The organism is Corallococcus sp. BB11-1, assembly GCF_026626625.1.
Taxonomy (GTDB): Bacteria; Myxococcota; Myxococcia; order Myxococcales; family Myxococcaceae; genus Corallococcus; species Corallococcus soli.
In genome coordinates, this window is sequence record NZ_JAPNJY010000031.1 from 17,519 (window position 1) to 31,982 (window position 14,464).

At 71.3% G+C, this 14,464-nt stretch carries 14 protein-coding genes and 1 pseudogene; 7 read left to right on the forward strand and 8 right to left on the reverse strand.

Going from position 1 to position 14,464, the window contains the following annotated elements; translation table 11 throughout:
- The first annotated feature begins 159 nt into the window (after nt 1-159).
- Nucleotides 160-1,749, forward strand: coding sequence for an adenosine deaminase (locus OV207_RS26120; RefSeq protein ID WP_267557818.1), 1,590 nt, complete (start codon nt 160-162; stop codon nt 1,747-1,749).
- 49 nt (nt 1,750-1,798) lie between these two features.
- On the opposite strand, the gene OV207_RS26125 is transcribed toward OV207_RS26120, so the two are convergent.
- Nucleotides 1,799-2,995 carry a substrate-binding domain-containing protein gene (locus OV207_RS26125; protein ID WP_193349216.1) on the reverse strand — a complete coding sequence of 399 codons (1,197 nt, stop codon included), beginning with the start codon at nt 2,993-2,995 and terminating at the stop codon, nt 1,799-1,801.
- A gap of 167 nt (nt 2,996-3,162) precedes the next feature.
- Here OV207_RS26125 and OV207_RS26130 point away from each other — a divergent pair, with 167 nt between their 5' ends.
- Nucleotides 3,163-3,996: a hypothetical protein gene (locus OV207_RS26130; protein ID WP_267557819.1), complete on the forward strand. Its 834-nt coding sequence runs from the start codon at nt 3,163-3,165 to the stop codon at nt 3,994-3,996.
- A gap of 13 nt (nt 3,997-4,009) precedes the next feature.
- On the opposite strand, the gene OV207_RS26135 is transcribed toward OV207_RS26130, so the two are convergent.
- The 4 genes from OV207_RS26135 to OV207_RS26150 all read right to left on the reverse strand — a co-directional run bounded on the left by OV207_RS26135 (nt 4,010) and on the right by OV207_RS26150 (nt 8,542).
- Nucleotides 4,010-4,870 carry a WGR domain-containing protein gene (locus tag OV207_RS26135; RefSeq protein ID WP_267557820.1) on the reverse strand — a complete coding sequence of 287 codons (861 nt, stop codon included), beginning with the start codon at nt 4,868-4,870 and terminating at the stop codon, nt 4,010-4,012.
- 40 nt (nt 4,871-4,910) lie between these two features.
- On the reverse strand, nt 4,911-5,885 hold the full coding sequence (locus OV207_RS26140; RefSeq protein ID WP_267557822.1) for an NAD-dependent epimerase/dehydratase family protein: 975 nt from the start codon (nt 5,883-5,885) through the stop codon (nt 4,911-4,913).
- A 74-nt stretch (nt 5,886-5,959) separates the two neighbouring features.
- Entirely contained in the window at nt 5,960-7,150 is a 1,191-nt protein-coding gene (locus OV207_RS26145) for a GNAT family N-acetyltransferase (protein ID WP_267557823.1), read from the reverse strand.
- A 126-nt stretch (nt 7,151-7,276) separates the two neighbouring features.
- Nucleotides 7,277-8,542, reverse strand: coding sequence for a P1 family peptidase (locus OV207_RS26150; RefSeq protein WP_267557824.1), 1,266 nt, complete (start codon nt 8,540-8,542; stop codon nt 7,277-7,279).
- 121 nt (nt 8,543-8,663) lie between these two features.
- Here OV207_RS26150 and OV207_RS26155 point away from each other — a divergent pair.
- Nucleotides 8,664-8,765, forward strand: a pseudogene (locus tag OV207_RS26155) (glutathione S-transferase family protein); the annotation flags it as partial.
- Between the two features lie 46 nt (nt 8,766-8,811).
- Here OV207_RS26155 and OV207_RS26160 read toward each other — a convergent pair.
- Complete coding sequence (locus OV207_RS26160; RefSeq protein WP_267557825.1) at nt 8,812-9,180, reverse strand: hypothetical protein; 369 nt, start codon at nt 9,178-9,180, stop codon at nt 8,812-8,814.
- A gap of 132 nt (nt 9,181-9,312) precedes the next feature.
- On the opposite strand from OV207_RS26160, the gene OV207_RS26165 reads away from it, so the two are divergent.
- A complete protein-coding gene (locus OV207_RS26165; RefSeq protein WP_267557826.1) occupies nt 9,313-9,885 on the forward strand; it encodes a dihydrofolate reductase family protein in 573 nt (190 codons plus the stop codon).
- A gap of 129 nt (nt 9,886-10,014) precedes the next feature.
- Here OV207_RS26165 and OV207_RS26170 read toward each other — a convergent pair whose 3' ends face one another.
- Nucleotides 10,015-10,572: a hypothetical protein gene (locus tag OV207_RS26170; RefSeq protein ID WP_267557828.1), complete on the reverse strand. Its 558-nt coding sequence runs from the start codon at nt 10,570-10,572 to the stop codon at nt 10,015-10,017.
- 307 nt (nt 10,573-10,879) lie between these two features.
- On the opposite strand from OV207_RS26170, the gene OV207_RS26175 reads away from it, so the two are divergent.
- Nucleotides 10,880-12,442, forward strand: coding sequence for a sensor histidine kinase (locus OV207_RS26175; protein ID WP_267557830.1), 1,563 nt, complete (start codon nt 10,880-10,882; stop codon nt 12,440-12,442).
- A gap of 76 nt (nt 12,443-12,518) precedes the next feature.
- Here OV207_RS26175 and OV207_RS26180 read toward each other — a convergent pair whose 3' ends face one another.
- Nucleotides 12,519-12,743, reverse strand: coding sequence for a hypothetical protein (locus OV207_RS26180; protein WP_267557831.1), 225 nt, complete (start codon nt 12,741-12,743; stop codon nt 12,519-12,521).
- 278 nt (nt 12,744-13,021) lie between these two features.
- Between OV207_RS26180 and OV207_RS26185 the strand changes: the two genes are divergently transcribed.
- Both OV207_RS26185 and OV207_RS26190 read left to right on the forward strand, forming a co-directional pair.
- Nucleotides 13,022-14,125, forward strand: a complete 1,104-nt coding sequence (locus OV207_RS26185; RefSeq protein WP_267557832.1) for a hypothetical protein — start codon at nt 13,022-13,024, stop codon at nt 14,123-14,125.
- Between the two features lie 57 nt (nt 14,126-14,182).
- Nucleotides 14,183-14,461, forward strand: coding sequence for a DUF485 domain-containing protein (locus OV207_RS26190; protein WP_193349205.1), 279 nt, complete (start codon nt 14,183-14,185; stop codon nt 14,459-14,461).
- The last annotated feature ends 3 nt before the right edge of the window (nt 14,462-14,464 follow it).

Genomic DNA, 14,464 nt, shown 5'->3' on the forward strand with positions numbered 1-14,464 from the left:
TCCGGAAGGAGGAGTCCCCCGGGGCCCTGCGACCCGGGTCCCAGGCCAAAGCCATTCCCAGACACATTCTCGCATTTCAAGATAAACAGGAAAAACTTCGCGTTCTTCCTGGCAACCTGTACGGAGCGTCCCCTCCCTCCACGAAGGACCGCCACCGTCATGTTCAAGCTTTCCTCATTCGCCATCGTCGCCGCGCTGGGCCTGAGCGCCTGCAATGAAGAGGACCCCATCCCGCCGGTCGAGAAGACGCGCGAGGAGCGCGTCAACGAGCACATGGAGTCGCTGCGCGGCGACGCCACGGCGCTCGGGACCTTCCTGTTCGACATGCCCAAGGGCGGCGACCTGCACAGCCACACCTCCGGTGCCATCACCACGGAGAAGCTGATTGCGTGGGGGGCGGAGGACGGCGCGTGCGTGAACACGACGACCTACGTGGCCAGCAACCCGTGCGCGGCCGGTTCGGTGCCGCTGTCCACCACGGAGAGCGACCGCGCCCTCTACGACGCCGTGATGAGCGCGTGGTCCATGGAGGACCACCCGGGCCCGCTGTTGAGCGCGCACCAGCACTTCTTCGACGCCTTCGGCAAGTACGGCGCCGTGCAGAACGACACGCGCAATGACGACAGCTACGCGGACATCCTGTCACGCGCGGGCAGGCACAATCAGGTCTACGTGGAGCTGATGCAGGGCTTTGGCGCCGGCACGGGCGGCCGGCTGGCCACGCCGCTGTTCGCCTCCACCGACGTCTGGGACAAGGCGACCCTGCTGGCGAAGCGGCAGCAGCTCATCGCGCTGCCGGACTTCCAGAGCGCGCTGACGGCGCAGGCCGCCAGCATCGCGAACACCCTGAAGGGCACCCGCGAGCTGCTCGGCTGTGCCACGGCCCAGCCGGATCCCGGCTGCAACGTGGACGTGCGCCTGCTGGTCTCCGCCAACCGCACGGCGGACCGGACGAACGTCTTCGGGCAGTGGGTGTATGCCTATGAGCTGGCCCAGAAGGTTCCCGAAATCGTCGGCGTGAACCTGGTGTCGCCGGAGGAGAACGCCAACTCGCTCGCGTTCTACCAGGATGAGATGTTCGCCCTGGGCACGCTCGACGACTTCAACGACCAGGAGGTCGGCCGCAAGCTGGTGCACGTCTCGCTGCACGCCGGCGAGCTCATCCCTTCGGTGCTCCAGCCGCAGGACCAGCAGCACATGAACTTCCACATCCGCGAGGCCGTGGAGAAGGCCCACGCGGAGCGCATCGGCCATGGCGCGGACGTGCTGAGCGAGACGGCCGGCGACGGCGCCGAGGACCTGCTGCGCGACATGCACGAGGCGGGCGTGATGGTGGAGATCTGCCTGACCTCCAACCGCGTCCTGCTGGGCATGACGGGAGACGCGCACCCACTCTCCGCGTACCTGAAGAACAAGGTGCCGGTGGCCCTGGCGACGGATGACTCGGGCATCCTGCGCGGGGACATCACCCAGGAGTACGTCGCCGCCGCCACCGCGCAGGGGCTGGACTACAAGACGCTCAAGATGATGGCGCGCGCCAGCCTGGAGCATGCCTTCGCGGAGGGCGACAGCCTCTGGGCCCGCCGCGATGACTTCACCGCGGCCGTGAGCGCCTGCGCCTCCGACAAGCCGGAGCAGGCCCCCCCGTCCACCGGCTGTGAGGGCTTCCTCGCCGCCAACAAGCGGGCCTCGATGCAGTGGAAGCTGGAAGTGCAGCTGGCCACCTTCGAGCGCGGTATCGCCCCGTAGGCCGCTTCACCTTCGCGCTTCCGTCACAGGGGGCGCGAGGGCCGGGGCTTCAGCGCCCCACGCCGATGCGGGTCCACAGGTCCAGCAGCGTGCGCAGCACGTCCGCGTCCGGCACCTCCGCCGCGGGCGGCACGTCCACCCGGATGCCGTGGGCCGCGAGCCGCGTGAAGGGGTTGTCCGCGTCCGGGGTCTTCAGCGGCACCGAGGCGTCCGCGGGCCGGAAGCCGAACGCCAGGGCCCGCGCCTGCACCGGCCGGCTGCGCAGGAAGCCCACCCACTCCAGCGCGGCCTCGCGCTGCTCGGGCGTCACCCACTCCGCTTGCAACACCGCCGCCGGATGGTCGCTCCACAGCGTCACCGGCGGGTAGTCCACCTGGAGCTGCCCCCAGCGCCCCTGCGCGTGGCCCAGGTGCGAGATGACCAGGCTCTCGTACACCAGCGCCAGGTCGTAGCGGGACGGCCCGAAGCGCACCAGGTCCGTCATGAAGATGCCGGTGGAGGGCTCGAAGCGCGTCACGCCCCGCTCCAGCCGCCGGAGCCAGTCCTGGTAGCCCGGCTCCAACAGGTCCGCCTGCTTCACCCCAGCCCTGCGCCCCAGGTACTCCAGCGTCGCGGACAGCAGCGCCTGGAGGCCGGAGTTGGACTTCGTCGGGTCGGTGTGGCCCAGCTTCACGAAGCCCCACTGGGCGGGGCCGCCCACCGAAGGCCAGCCCTGGTCGCTCGCCACCGCGCGCTGGAGCGTCTTCCACGACAGCCCCCCGCCCCCGCCCGCCTTGCGCAGCACCTCCATCCGGTCCTGCCAGCCCACGAACACCAGCGGGGTGATGACCAGCGGCTGGGGCGCGGCGTCCCCCTGCGTCGCGAACAGCGGCCCGTGCGAGGCGTCCGTCGCCCAGTCCGCCGCGAGCATGCGCAGCACCGCGCTGTCCGCCGGGCTCCACACCGTGGGCTGCTCGCGGCCCTCCAGGATGGCCTGGGCCGCGTCCAGCGACCCCCGCCCCACCAGCGTCACCCGCACGTGCGGATGCGAGGACTGGAACTGCGCGAGCGCCGCCTCCACCCACTCGCGCTTCTCCGTGCTGTAGAGGAACGTGATGTCCGTCACCTTCCGGCGCGGCGGCGGACGCACGGGCCCCACCCCCGAGTCCGGCGCCACCGTGCGCGGCGCTTCCGGGGCCGCCAGCAGGTAGAACACGCCGAACGCCGCGGCCAGGACGCCAATGAGGAGGAGGACCCGGGGCTTCATGTCCTGCCTCGTACCCCGGGTCGCACCGCCTGGAACCCCGGCGGCGCCGTTGTCACAACCATGTCACGCACCCCTTCACCCCTGGCCGGTCGCCCCCCGGAGGGGGAAGCCTCCGGACGCACTCCTGGAAGTTTGTTTGTCCTCAAAACGGATGGCAGACTGGCCCCATGATGGCAACGGGTTGGCGAATCACGCTCCTGGGACTGGGCGCGGGGCTCGTGCTCGGTGGATGCGCGGCGAAGCAGGCCCCGCCCATCCAGCACTACGCCCTGGGCATGTCGCGCGCGGAGTATCGGGACTACGCGGGGTCGAAGGCGAGCCCCTGTGACTCGGAGCCGCGCTGGTTCTCCGACGAGCTGACGGCGGTGAACGGGCTGCTGGCGCGCTTCGTCCGGGAGACGGCGCACGCGCAGGACCTGAAGTCGCCGGACCAGCCCGGGCACCTGGCGCTGCTGGAGGAGGGGCTGCGCACGCTGCCGCCGGTGATGAAGGTGCACGAAGGCAACCTGCGCGCCCTGCGGGCCTGCGGCTTCCGGAACACGGGGGCGTTCCCGGACCTGGCCCAGCGGGGCGCGGAGGTGATGCAGGAGGCGCGGGAGCGGCTGGCGCTGGGGCCGAAGATCCAGGCCGCGGCGGCGCTGCGCGAGGCGCAGAAGAAGTGGCGGGACGAGGCGCCGGAGCGCGAGGCGAAGGCGCGCGGGACCTGGTGCTCGAAGGATCCGCAGGTGGGCCAGCCGGACCTCTACTTCGCGCGGCAGTCGCCGGACGGGCACACCGAGTGGTTCTTCTGCGATGGACACGTCGTGGAGAAGACGGGCGAAGCGGAGCCCACGCTCTTGAGTCCGGAGGGGTTGAGCCGGGCGGCGCGCCGGCGGGTGCAGCCGAAGAAGTACCTGGACGCGGCGCGCGGCTATCCCACGGAGGAGATGGACCGCCAGCCCACCTCGCCCCCCGCGCCCTCGGAGGCAGGGGCCGCGAGCGCCACGAACGGGGCGCCCTGAGGGGCGCGCCCCGTCACGCCCCCAGCCGGGCGAGCCGCTTCGACAGGTGCGCGTCACCGCCCGCGTCCACCCCACCGACGAAGGCCGCCAGCGAGCTGCCCGCGTCTCCCAGGTGGGCCTCCACGTGCGGCTTGAGCACGCCCCAGCGCTTGGTCCAGGCGTCCTCGGAGCCGTCGCGCAGTTCGGGACGCTCCGCGAGGAGCGCCGTCACGCGCAGCGCCAGCTCCGGGTCTCCCAGCGACCGCGCGGCGGCCACGCCCGTCGGCACCGAGCCCGCGGGCGCGGCCTGCCACATCTGCGCCGCCCGCTGGAAGGCCGCCACGTCCACCGCGGACAGCAGCCCCAGCGCGTGGCGCACCGGCAGCCGGCCTTCGGCCTTGGGGCCCACCACGTGCGCCATCAGCGCGGCGAAGGGCGCGGCCAGCGCGGGGTGCGCCGCGGGGTCCACGCCGCCAAGGGCCCGCAGCGCCCGCCGGGCCTTGCGCGCCAGCCGCGTCACCTTCCAGCTGGGGCCCTTGAGGCGCGACTGGAGCGAGGCCAGCGCGGCGCCCGCGGCGGCCACCAGCTCGGGGCCGGGCGTGGCGGGCGCCACGCGGCGGGGCAGCACGAGCTTCGCGGGCGGAGCCGCGACTGCGACCTTCGGGGGCGGCGCGGCGGGGGCCTCGCCCGTGCTGACCTCGGCGTAGCCCTCGCGCACCTTCTCCGCGACCTTCTTGGTGTACTCGCGCAGGGCGGCTTCCTCGTCCGGGAAGGCCTTCTCCTTGCGCTGCCCGGCCGTGCCGATGCGGCCGTAGGTGACGATGAAGGTGGCGCCCTGCAATTCGGGCATCCAGAACTTGGAGCTGTTGCCGTCGACGAACTCGAACCTGCGCATGGCCCGGGAGGCTACCGCACCTGGGGGGCCCGTGCGCGCTTCAGCCGGCGTTCACCGCCAGGGCGCGCAGGCCCTCCTCGCGCGACACGCTGCCCGTGTAGCCCAGCTCCAGCCGGGCCTTCTCGTCGCTCACCGTCACCTCCTGCCCTCCCAGCAGCAGCTCCGTGCGCGACAGCGGCGGGGCGCCCTTCAGGCCCAGCACGTCCCAGAGGAGATCCCCCACCACCGCCATCATCGCCGCGAGCGAGGTGGGCAGGGTCTTGTCACCGGGCTCCACGCCCTGCGTCTTCAGGAGCGCGGTGACGAAGGCGCGGAACTCCACCGGCGCGCCGTCGGTGAGGAAGTAGGCCTGGCCGCCCTGCCCCTTCTCCGCCGCCAGCAGCAGCCCCTCCACGACGTTGGCCACGTGGCAGGTGGACGTCAGGTAGCGCCCGCCACCAATCCAGCGGAAGCGCCCGGACTTCACCGCGGCCACCATCGCGGGCAGCGCGGTGGTGTCCCCGGGTCCCCAGACGAGCGGGGGCCGCACCGCGACGGTGGTGAAGTCCGCGGAGTTGACGCTGAGCACCCGGCGTTCGGCCTCGCCCTTGGTGGACGGGTACGCGCCCACGGGGCGCTGGGGCAGCGGGCGCGTTTCGTCGAGGCGGACCATGGGGCCGCCGTCCACCAGCACACCCTGGGTGCTCACGTGCACCAGGCGCTTCACCCCGGCCGCGCGCGCCGCCTCCAGCACGGACTCCGTGCCGCGCACGTTGGCCTCGTAGAGCTCCGCGCGCGGGCCCGACGTGCGCACATGCGCGGCGGCGTGGAAGACGGTGTCGCAGCCCTCCATGCCCAGGCGCAGCCGCTCCGGGTCGCTCAGGTCGCCTTCCCACGGCTCGCCGCCAGCGGCCTGCACCGCCGCCACGGCCGCGGGCGAGCGGGCCAGCGCGCGCGCCGGCACCCCGCGCTTCGCGAGCGCCGCGAGCAGGTGCTTCCCGACGAACCCCGAACCCCCGGTGACGAACGCGCGCACGTGAGCCTCCTGTCTGGCGAGGACGCGCTCCTACCACTCCCGGGCGGCCCGGGGTAGCCGGGCCCCGGCCCGCGTCAGAACATGTCGCGCAGGGACGGCGCGGGCCCGGCGAACAGGGCGGCCGCCACGTCGAGCGACGCGTCGTCCGCGTCCAGCATCCCGGCCAGTTGGAGCGCCCGGGGCGTCAGGAAGCCGGTGAAGAGCGGGGCCAGGGCGCGCACGTGCAGCCGCAGCCGTCCCTCCCCGCCCGGCCGCACGCGCGCGGCGCCGCCTTCCACCTCCAGCACGAAGCGCCCCTGGTTCTGGGGCAGGACGTCGTCCGCCACGTCCAGGTGCAGCGCGCCGGACAGGCCTTGCGGCCAGCCCCGGGCCTCCAGCGCCTTCGGGACATCCAGCAGCCGCGTCATCCAGTGCATGGACAGCTTCACCTGGTACGTCTGCTCACGCAGCAGCGCGAGCAGCGGCTCGTCCGCGCCGCCGTACCACACCACGTCCTGCGCCAGCGAGCGGTGGTCCCCGATGAAGCGCAGCAGCCGCCGCGCGGCGGCGGGCGTGGTGGCTACCAGGTCGTTGAGCTTCAGCAACTGCTTGGGCACCGCGCCCTGCGGCGCGAGGCTCCGGATGAGGTACACGAAGCCCTCCAGGCCGGAGTCGCCCTCCACGACGAAGCCGTGCGCCGTGTCGTGGCGCGGCGTGCGCACGCGCCGCCAGATGTAGTCCCCCCGGTCCAGCCAGCCGTGGCGCTGGGCGGCGAAGCGCCGGTAGCACGCGTCCACCGCCGCCTCGTCCGAGGGCCGCATGGGGCGCAGGGTCAGCGAGCGCTCCCCCAGCTCCAGCGAGGAGGCGTCCACGCGGATCTCATACCGGGCACCGGCCTGCTCGTAGCCCACGCGCCGGTAGAGCGGCTGCGTCGCGGGGAAGAGCACCGACAGGGGCGCCCCCTCGTCGCGCATCTCACGCAGGAAGTGATGGAAGAGGCGCGTGGCGGCCCCGGCCCCCCGGTGCTCGGGCGCGACGCCCACCCCGCCCACGCCGATGATGGGCACCGAGCGGCCGCCCAGGAACTGGCCCATGCGGATGAGGGTGAGCGTGGCCGCCACCTGCCCGTCGTGACGCAGCAGGCGCAGGAGCTGCGATGCGTGGTTCTTGCGCACCACGCTGTCGGAGTCCGCGGCGGCCATGGCGAAGGCCTGCGCGGTGATGTCCACGACCGCGGTGACTTCCTGCTCATCCCGCGGAGGCCCGTACTCTCCCGTCAATTCCATCCCGCATCCCCTTCCAGCGCACGCGCCCCCACGGCCTTCCCCGGTCCCGGGCCCGGCGCGGTGGGCGCTCGCGAAGCAGCATGGCGCAGGGCATGGGGACGCGGAAAGGCGCGCGAGGCGCAGGGGTCACTTCTTCGGCGTCGGCTTCGCGGCCGGAGGCAGCCGCCCGGCCTTGCGCAGGGCCTTCACCAGACGGTCGTGGGGAAGGCCATACACGCGCGCGCCCTGATTGCCGGTCATCGTGTCGGAGACCAGCATCGCGTTCAGGATGGCCTCCTGGGTGGCCTGCACCGTGGCCTCGAAGAGCGGGTTGAGCCGCTCGTTCTCCAGCATGGCGACGCTGGCGAAGGGGACCCCGGCCGCCGGCTGCGTGGGCTGGGTGGAGAACGCGAGGAAGATGTCGCCGGAGAAGTCCTCCCCCAACCCGCCCATCTTCCCGATGGCGAGCGGCACCCGCCGGGCGATGCGCTCCAACTGGTGCGGCAGGAGCGGCGCGTCCGTGGCCACCACCACGATGATGGACCCCATCCCTTCGGGATGCGTGGGTTTGACGCCGGTCCCGGGCGAGCAGGGCTTCATCTGGCGGAAGAAGGGCCCCTTCGGAGGCTGGGCCCCCGCGTAGCAGGCGCGAAGGTCGGGGATCTCCTCGCCCACGGGAACCCCGGCGACGGAGAGCAGCCGCCGGCTGCCGTAGTTGCACTGGACGAGCACGCCGAGCGTGTAGCCCCCCTGCTCCGCCGGCATCCTGCGCGAGGACGTGCCGATGCCGCCCTTGAACCCATGGCAGACCATGCCCGTCCCACCGCCCACGGAGCCCTCCGGCACCGGGCCCGGCCGTGCGGCGTCTATGGCTTGCATGGCGTGGGTGGGCCGGACGTGGAAGCCGTCGATGTCGTTGAGCATGCCATCCCAGGTCTCCGCCACCAGGGGCAGCCCCAGCTCCCAGGTCAGGTCGCGCTTCTGCGCCCAGGCAATCACGCCTTCGTGCACGGCGCCCACGGCGTGCGTGTTGCTGATCATCACGGGCCCGGAGAGCAGACCGGACTCCTTCACCCAATGCGTGCCGGTCATCTCACCGCTGCCATTCAGCGCGTGGGTCGCCGCGAACACGGGCTGCGCCACCGCGTCCCGGCCCCGGGGCAGCACGGCGGTGACGCCGGTACGGACCTGGGGCGAGCCAGGCGCGGCCTCGCCGGAGTGGAGCGTCGCGTGGCCGACCTCCACGCCCTTCACGTCGGTGATGGCATTGAGCGCGCCCGGGGTTCCGCCCAGGAAGACGCCCAGGTCGCTCGCGCGAGCACGGCCCCGGGGCGCCTGGGCCGGGGCCGCGGAGGGAAGCAGCGCCAGGAGGCAGAGCAGACCCGGGACGAGGGCAGGGCGGACGGGGTTCATGGGTTGGAATGTAGACCACATCCCGTCACGAGGCCTGAAGGGCCCGGGAAGCTCTTGAGCACCCCGGGTGTCGTGGCCAGAGTGCCCACCGGCCGCTCACGGCCAGGGGAGCCACCGGGACATGATCTCAATCAGTGCATTCAAGTGGGTGCCGCCGTTCGCGCAGGGGCTGGTGCGAGACCTCCGGGTCCGGTGGGCGCTCGAAGAGGCCGGGCTGCCCTACGATTGACATGCCTTTCACCCCAGGCGTGGACGCGCAACGCCAGACGTCACGGGTCGGAGGACACCACCCGCTCCGGCTCCAGCACCTCCCGGGTCCGTGCTCCGCTTTCGATGTAGCCGGCGCCACCACGCAATTCCCGGCCATCCTCCAGCACCGCGAGGAGCCGGTACGACGACTCCCCCCGGGGCACGTAGGACATGGCCAGGGAGTCCCCCTTGAGCAGCAGGCGGTGGACGACCTGACCATCCGCATGCTCCAGGCGGACCTCCTGCACGTCCTGTCCGGTGTGGTTCTCCACCCGGACCTCGATCTGGGCCCGCCTGGGCCCCGTCTCCTGCAACCAGAGCACGACGCCGGTGACGAGCGTCAGGACCGCCCCTGTCACCGCGCCTCCCAGGAACCACAGCACCCGCATATGGACACCCTCCAGCCTGCCCCTCCACGGGGCCCCGTGTCCGGTTCTAGCAGACGTGTGCGTTCCACGAAGCACCGGCTGCCCGGCCCTCCACCGCGATGGTAAGCAAGGGCGAAAGGAGACAGGACCGCCATGCGAAGACTCACCTACTACGTCGCCAGCACCCTGGATGGCTTCATCGCCTCGCCCCAGGGAGCCTACGACTTCTTCAAGATGGAGCCGGACTACCTGGACGCGATCGCCGCCGAGTATCCGGAGACGCTCCCCGCCAGCTACCGCGCGTTCCGGGGCCTCTCCGGTCCGGGCCAGCACTTCGACACGGTGCTGGAGGGACGCAACACCTACCAGGTGGGGTTGGACGCGGGCGTCACCAATGCGTATCCCCACCTGGAGCACTACGTCTTCTCCCGCACCCTCACCCAGAGCCCGGACCCCAAGGTCACGATCTCCACCACCCCGCTCGCCACCGTGCGTGAGCTGAAGGCCCGGGAGGGGCGCGGCATCTGGCTGTGTGGTGGCGGCGCGCTCGCGGCCGAGCTGCGCCCGGAGATCGACGCGTATGTCATCAAGCTCAATCCCGTCATCGTCGGTTCAGGCATCAAGCTCGTCGACACGGGCTTTTCGCCCCAGCGCCTCCAGCTCACCGGGGTTCGCGCGCTGGCGAGCGGCGTCGTCTTCCTGAACTACGTGCGCCAGCCCGCGTGAAGCACCGCGTCTGACTTTCGCGGCGCTGGGACACGCGAACCGGGAGCGCCCACTCCCCTCCGGGCCCCACCCGGAGGGGTGGCATTCCAATGCGAGGCATTGGAAGCCGCGCGAGGCGGGTGCCTGGGCTCAGCCCAGGTAGAACTGCTCGAAGGTGAAGGCATACATCGTGCTTCCGGAGAAGCCCGTCAGCACGTTGCCGGAGCAGGTGGGCGACGCGAGGGTGATCTGTCCGTTGCCCCAGGTGTTGAAGGTGATGGTCATCTTGCCGGTGTCATCCAGTCCGAGCTGGATGTTGTCCTGGGCGAAGACGGAGAAGTTCTGGTAGCGCGTGACGCCCCCCTGCGTGGAGGAATAGCCCCGGTCGTTGAAGCCCTGGCGCCCGCTGTTGGCGGGGCTGGTGATCCGGGCGGGGATCCGGGTCAGCGTCCCGGTGATGGGATTCAGATACCAGCTCTGGGCCACGTAGCCGCTCAGACTGCCCGTGAAGTGCGAAGCCACCGCCCCCACCGAGCCCGTGGCGGGCTTCAACGTCACGCCCGTCACGTGGAGGAAGTAGCCGCCGCCCTGCTGCACCCAGCTGAACTGGGAGTTCACCAGCGTCGTGCAGCTCTGCGCGGACGCCTCGGCGCCAATGAGGAGGGTCAGCGAGAAGAGCAGTCCTGCGAGGAAACGGGACGCGTTCATGGGGGGCACCCTGCCGGTGGGGGGGTCCGCTCCCGAAACGCCACCGGCACGCGGGCGTTCGGGCTTCAGCGCTCCAGCCCCTGAGCACGCGCCGTGCCGTGACCGTCCCTCCCTGGGTGCCCGCGAGGCGGCGGGCTCCCGGTGTTGCCCTGGGGGCTACGAGGCCACACCGCCGTGGACGCCCAGGCAATCCCCTGCCCGCCTGGGCGTCCGCTGGCCGGGCGGGAGTGTCCTGAGGAGGAAGCTGACACACCCCGATGTCCGCTTGACCCTCCAGGTGCATTACGCTTCTCCCATGCGAAGCCCCATGGATGACCGCCTTGCGCCAGGAGTCCTGGACGGCGGCATCACATACGCGAACAACCTCGCCAGTGACGCGGACGCACAGCTGCGCCTGCTCATCGACAACTTCAGGGACTACGCGCTGCTGACGCTGGACCTGGACGGACGCGTCGCCAGCTGGAACGCGGGGGCCGAGCGCATCAAGGGCTACAAGGCCGAGGAGATCCTCGGGCAGCACTTCAGCCGCTTCTACCCCGCCGAGGACGTCGCCCTGGGCAAGCCCCAGCTGGAGCTGGAGATCGTCACCCGGGAGGGGCGCTTCGAGGAGGAGGGCTGGCGGCTGCGCAAGGACGGCAGCCGCATCTGGGCCAACGTCGTCATCACCGCGCTGCGCGACGACCAGGGGGTCCTGCGGGGCTTCGGCAAGGTGACGCGCGACTTCACCGAGCGCAAGCTGACCCAGGAGCGCCTGCTCCAGAGCGAGGAGCGCTTCCGGCTCCTGGTCGAGAGCATCCAGGACTACGCCATCTACATGCTCGACCCCGAAGGCCGGGTCAGCACCTGGAACGCGGGGGCCGAGCGCATCAAGAACTACCGGGCCGAGGAGATCCTCGGGCAGCACTTCAGCCGCTTCTACCCCCCGGAGGAGGTGGCCCGGGGCAAGCCCCAGCGGGCCCTCCGGGTGGCCGCGGAGGAAGGGCGCTTCGAGGAAGAGGCCTGGCGGATCCGCAAGGACGGCACCCGCTTCTGGGCCAGCGTCGTCATCACCGCGCTGTATGACCCCCAGGGGACGCTGCGGGGCTTCGCCAAGGTGACGCGCGACTTCACGCAGCGCAAACAGACCCAGGAGCGGCGCGAGCTGGAGATGCTGCGGGACGCCGTGCTCGCCCGGGACGAGTTCCTGTCCGTCGCCTCCCATGAGCTGAAGACGCCGCTGACGCCGCTGCAGCTGAAGCTGACGTCCCTCCTGCGAACCGTGGAGGCCCACCCTGAGTCCTCCCTGCCCGTGGCGCGGCTGGCGCGGGACCTGGACGTGGCGCGACGCCAGGTCCGCAAGCTCGCGGACCTCATCGAGGACCTGCTGGACGTCTCACGCATCAGCATGGGCCAGCTGCGCCTGGACCGGACGCCCACGGACCTGGCCGCGCTCGCGCGGGAGGTTGTGGTCCGCTACACGCCGCAGGCCCTCCAGGTGGGCTCCACGGTGGAGGTGGAGGCGCCGGCCCCCATCCCCGGCAACTGGGACCAGACCCGGCTGGAGCAGGTGCTGACCAACCTGCTCACCAACGCGCTCAAGTACGGCGCGGGCAAGCCCATCCGCGTCCACGTGCGCAGCGAAGCGGGGCTGGCCCTCCTCACCGTGCAGGATGAAGGCATCGGCATCGCGCCGGAGCAACAGCCCCGCGTCTTCGACCGCTTCGTGCGCGCGGTGTCCGAGCGCAACTACGGAGGGCTGGGGCTGGGCCTCTTCATCACCCAGCAGATCGTCGAAGCCCACGGCGGCATCGTCCAGGTCCGCAGCACGCTGGGTCAGGGCTCCTCGTTCACCGTGCTGCTGCCCCAGGGACTGGACGCGAAGCCGGACTGACGCCGTCAGCCCGCTGCCCCGCGCCGAAGCCCACCTCCAGCGCGGTGTCGATTCCGTACTGGTTCAGCCGCACCGGCTACACCGGCCGCCGCAGGAAGTCCGCGATGCGGTAGCACACGGACAGGTCGTCCGGATGGAGCATGGCCACCGTCACCGGCTCCTGCTCGCGGGTGCTGTCCACCCGCCCCATCACCGCGACGCCCGGCCGCCGGCAGAAGGACTCCGGCAGGAGCCGCGGCGACTCACGGTCGAGGGTGAACCGGGGCAGCTCTGAGAAGGGGGCGACTTCCGGGGGAGCCATGAGGCGTTGGCCTAGCAGTCCCGACGGGAAGGGACCAAGGCGCGCACGGGCCCCGCGGATCCACCCGCAATGCCGTCGCCGCCAAACGAACGGGGCCGCATCCCTGCCCCCGGGGGCGAGCGGGTGTTGCCCGGGCATGACGGCGCGCTGCACGAATCGTTACGAGCAGTAACGTCCTGGCACCCTCCGTCACCTCCTGACGCGACGAGCCAGCCTGCAAGGCCCTGAAACCCGGGGCGGCCCCGGTTGGAACACGCGTTGCTCTTGCGCCGGGGCCTATGCGCCCCGACCCTCGCGTGCTCCCGCCGTGGCTGGTGCTGGTGGCCCTGCTGTCCGCGCTGCCCGCGGGGGCCGGGAAGATCCAGCTCGGCGAAGACGCGGTGCTCAACGTGGACGTGCTGCTGCACCCGCAGATGCAGCTCGTGAAGGACGGCACGCCCCTGGGGGGCGTGGGCACGGACTTCTTCCTGCGCCGGGTGCGGCTGCTCATCTTCGGCTCCATCACCAAGCGGCTGTCGTTCTTCATCGACACGGACCAGCCGAACCTGGGCAAGAACGGCGACTGGAATCCGGCCTTCTTCATCCAGGACGCGACCATCGCCTACGAGGTCGCCGACAAGACGTGGGTGGAGGCGGGCTTCATCCTCGCGCCGCTGTCGCACCAGGCGTTGCAGGGCGCCATCGCGCTCCAGACGGTGGACTATCACTCCGACCTCATCCGCTACCCGCTGGGCGTGGGCAAGGTGTGGCGGGACATGGGCGTGCAGGTGCGCGGCTTCGCCGGCCCCTGGACGTACCGCGCGGCCCTCCTCAACGGCGTGGAGGGCGCGAAGCTGGAGAGCGGTCAGGTGGTCAACCCGGACGACCTGCCGCGCGTCGTGGGCCACGCGCGCTACAACGTGCTGGGCCGCGAGTACGACCCGTTCCTGCGCGGCATCTACTTCACCGACACGCCCATGCTGTCCTTCGGTGTGGGCGGCGACTACCAGTACTCCGCCATCGCCACCGCCTCCGGCGTGCACGACGCGGTGGCCCTGGCGGCGGACGTGTTCCTGGACGTGCCCGTGGGCGCGAACCAGGAGTTCGTCTTCCAGAGCAACGTCTTCTCCTGGCAGCAGGGCTTCGACAACCCGCGCAGCGGCACGGGCTTCTTCGTGGAGCTGGGCTACCGCATCGGCATCGTGCAGCCCATCCTCTCTGGCGAGTACTTCAACGGCCGCGTGGACGCGCAGGACCTGCTCACGCTGCGTCCCGGCCTCAACCTCTGGTTCCAGAAGCACACCTTCAACCTGAAGACGGAGGTGGCCGTGTCACGCGCGGGCGACATCGCCCATGCTCCCACGGGCATCACCGGCACCGCCCAGCTCCAGCTCTTCTACTGAAGCCCCACCGCCATGGCCCGGCGGTCCATTCTCTTTCCTTCCCGAGGAGGCACACCGATGTATGGCAATTCCAAGGACGACGTCCTGAAGGCCCTCGCCGCCGCGCGCTGGCGCGTGGCGGGAGCGCTCACGGTGGCGATGCTCGTGACGTACCTGGGCTTCATCCTGCTCGTGGCGTTCAACCGGCCGCTGATGGGACGGCAGCTCATCCCAGGGCTGTCCATCGGCATCGTGCTGGGGGCGGTCACCATCCTGGTCGCCTGGGTGCTGACGGGCATCTACATCCTGTGGGCGAACCGCAAGTACGACCACGTCCTCGACGAGCTGCGCCGCTAGCAC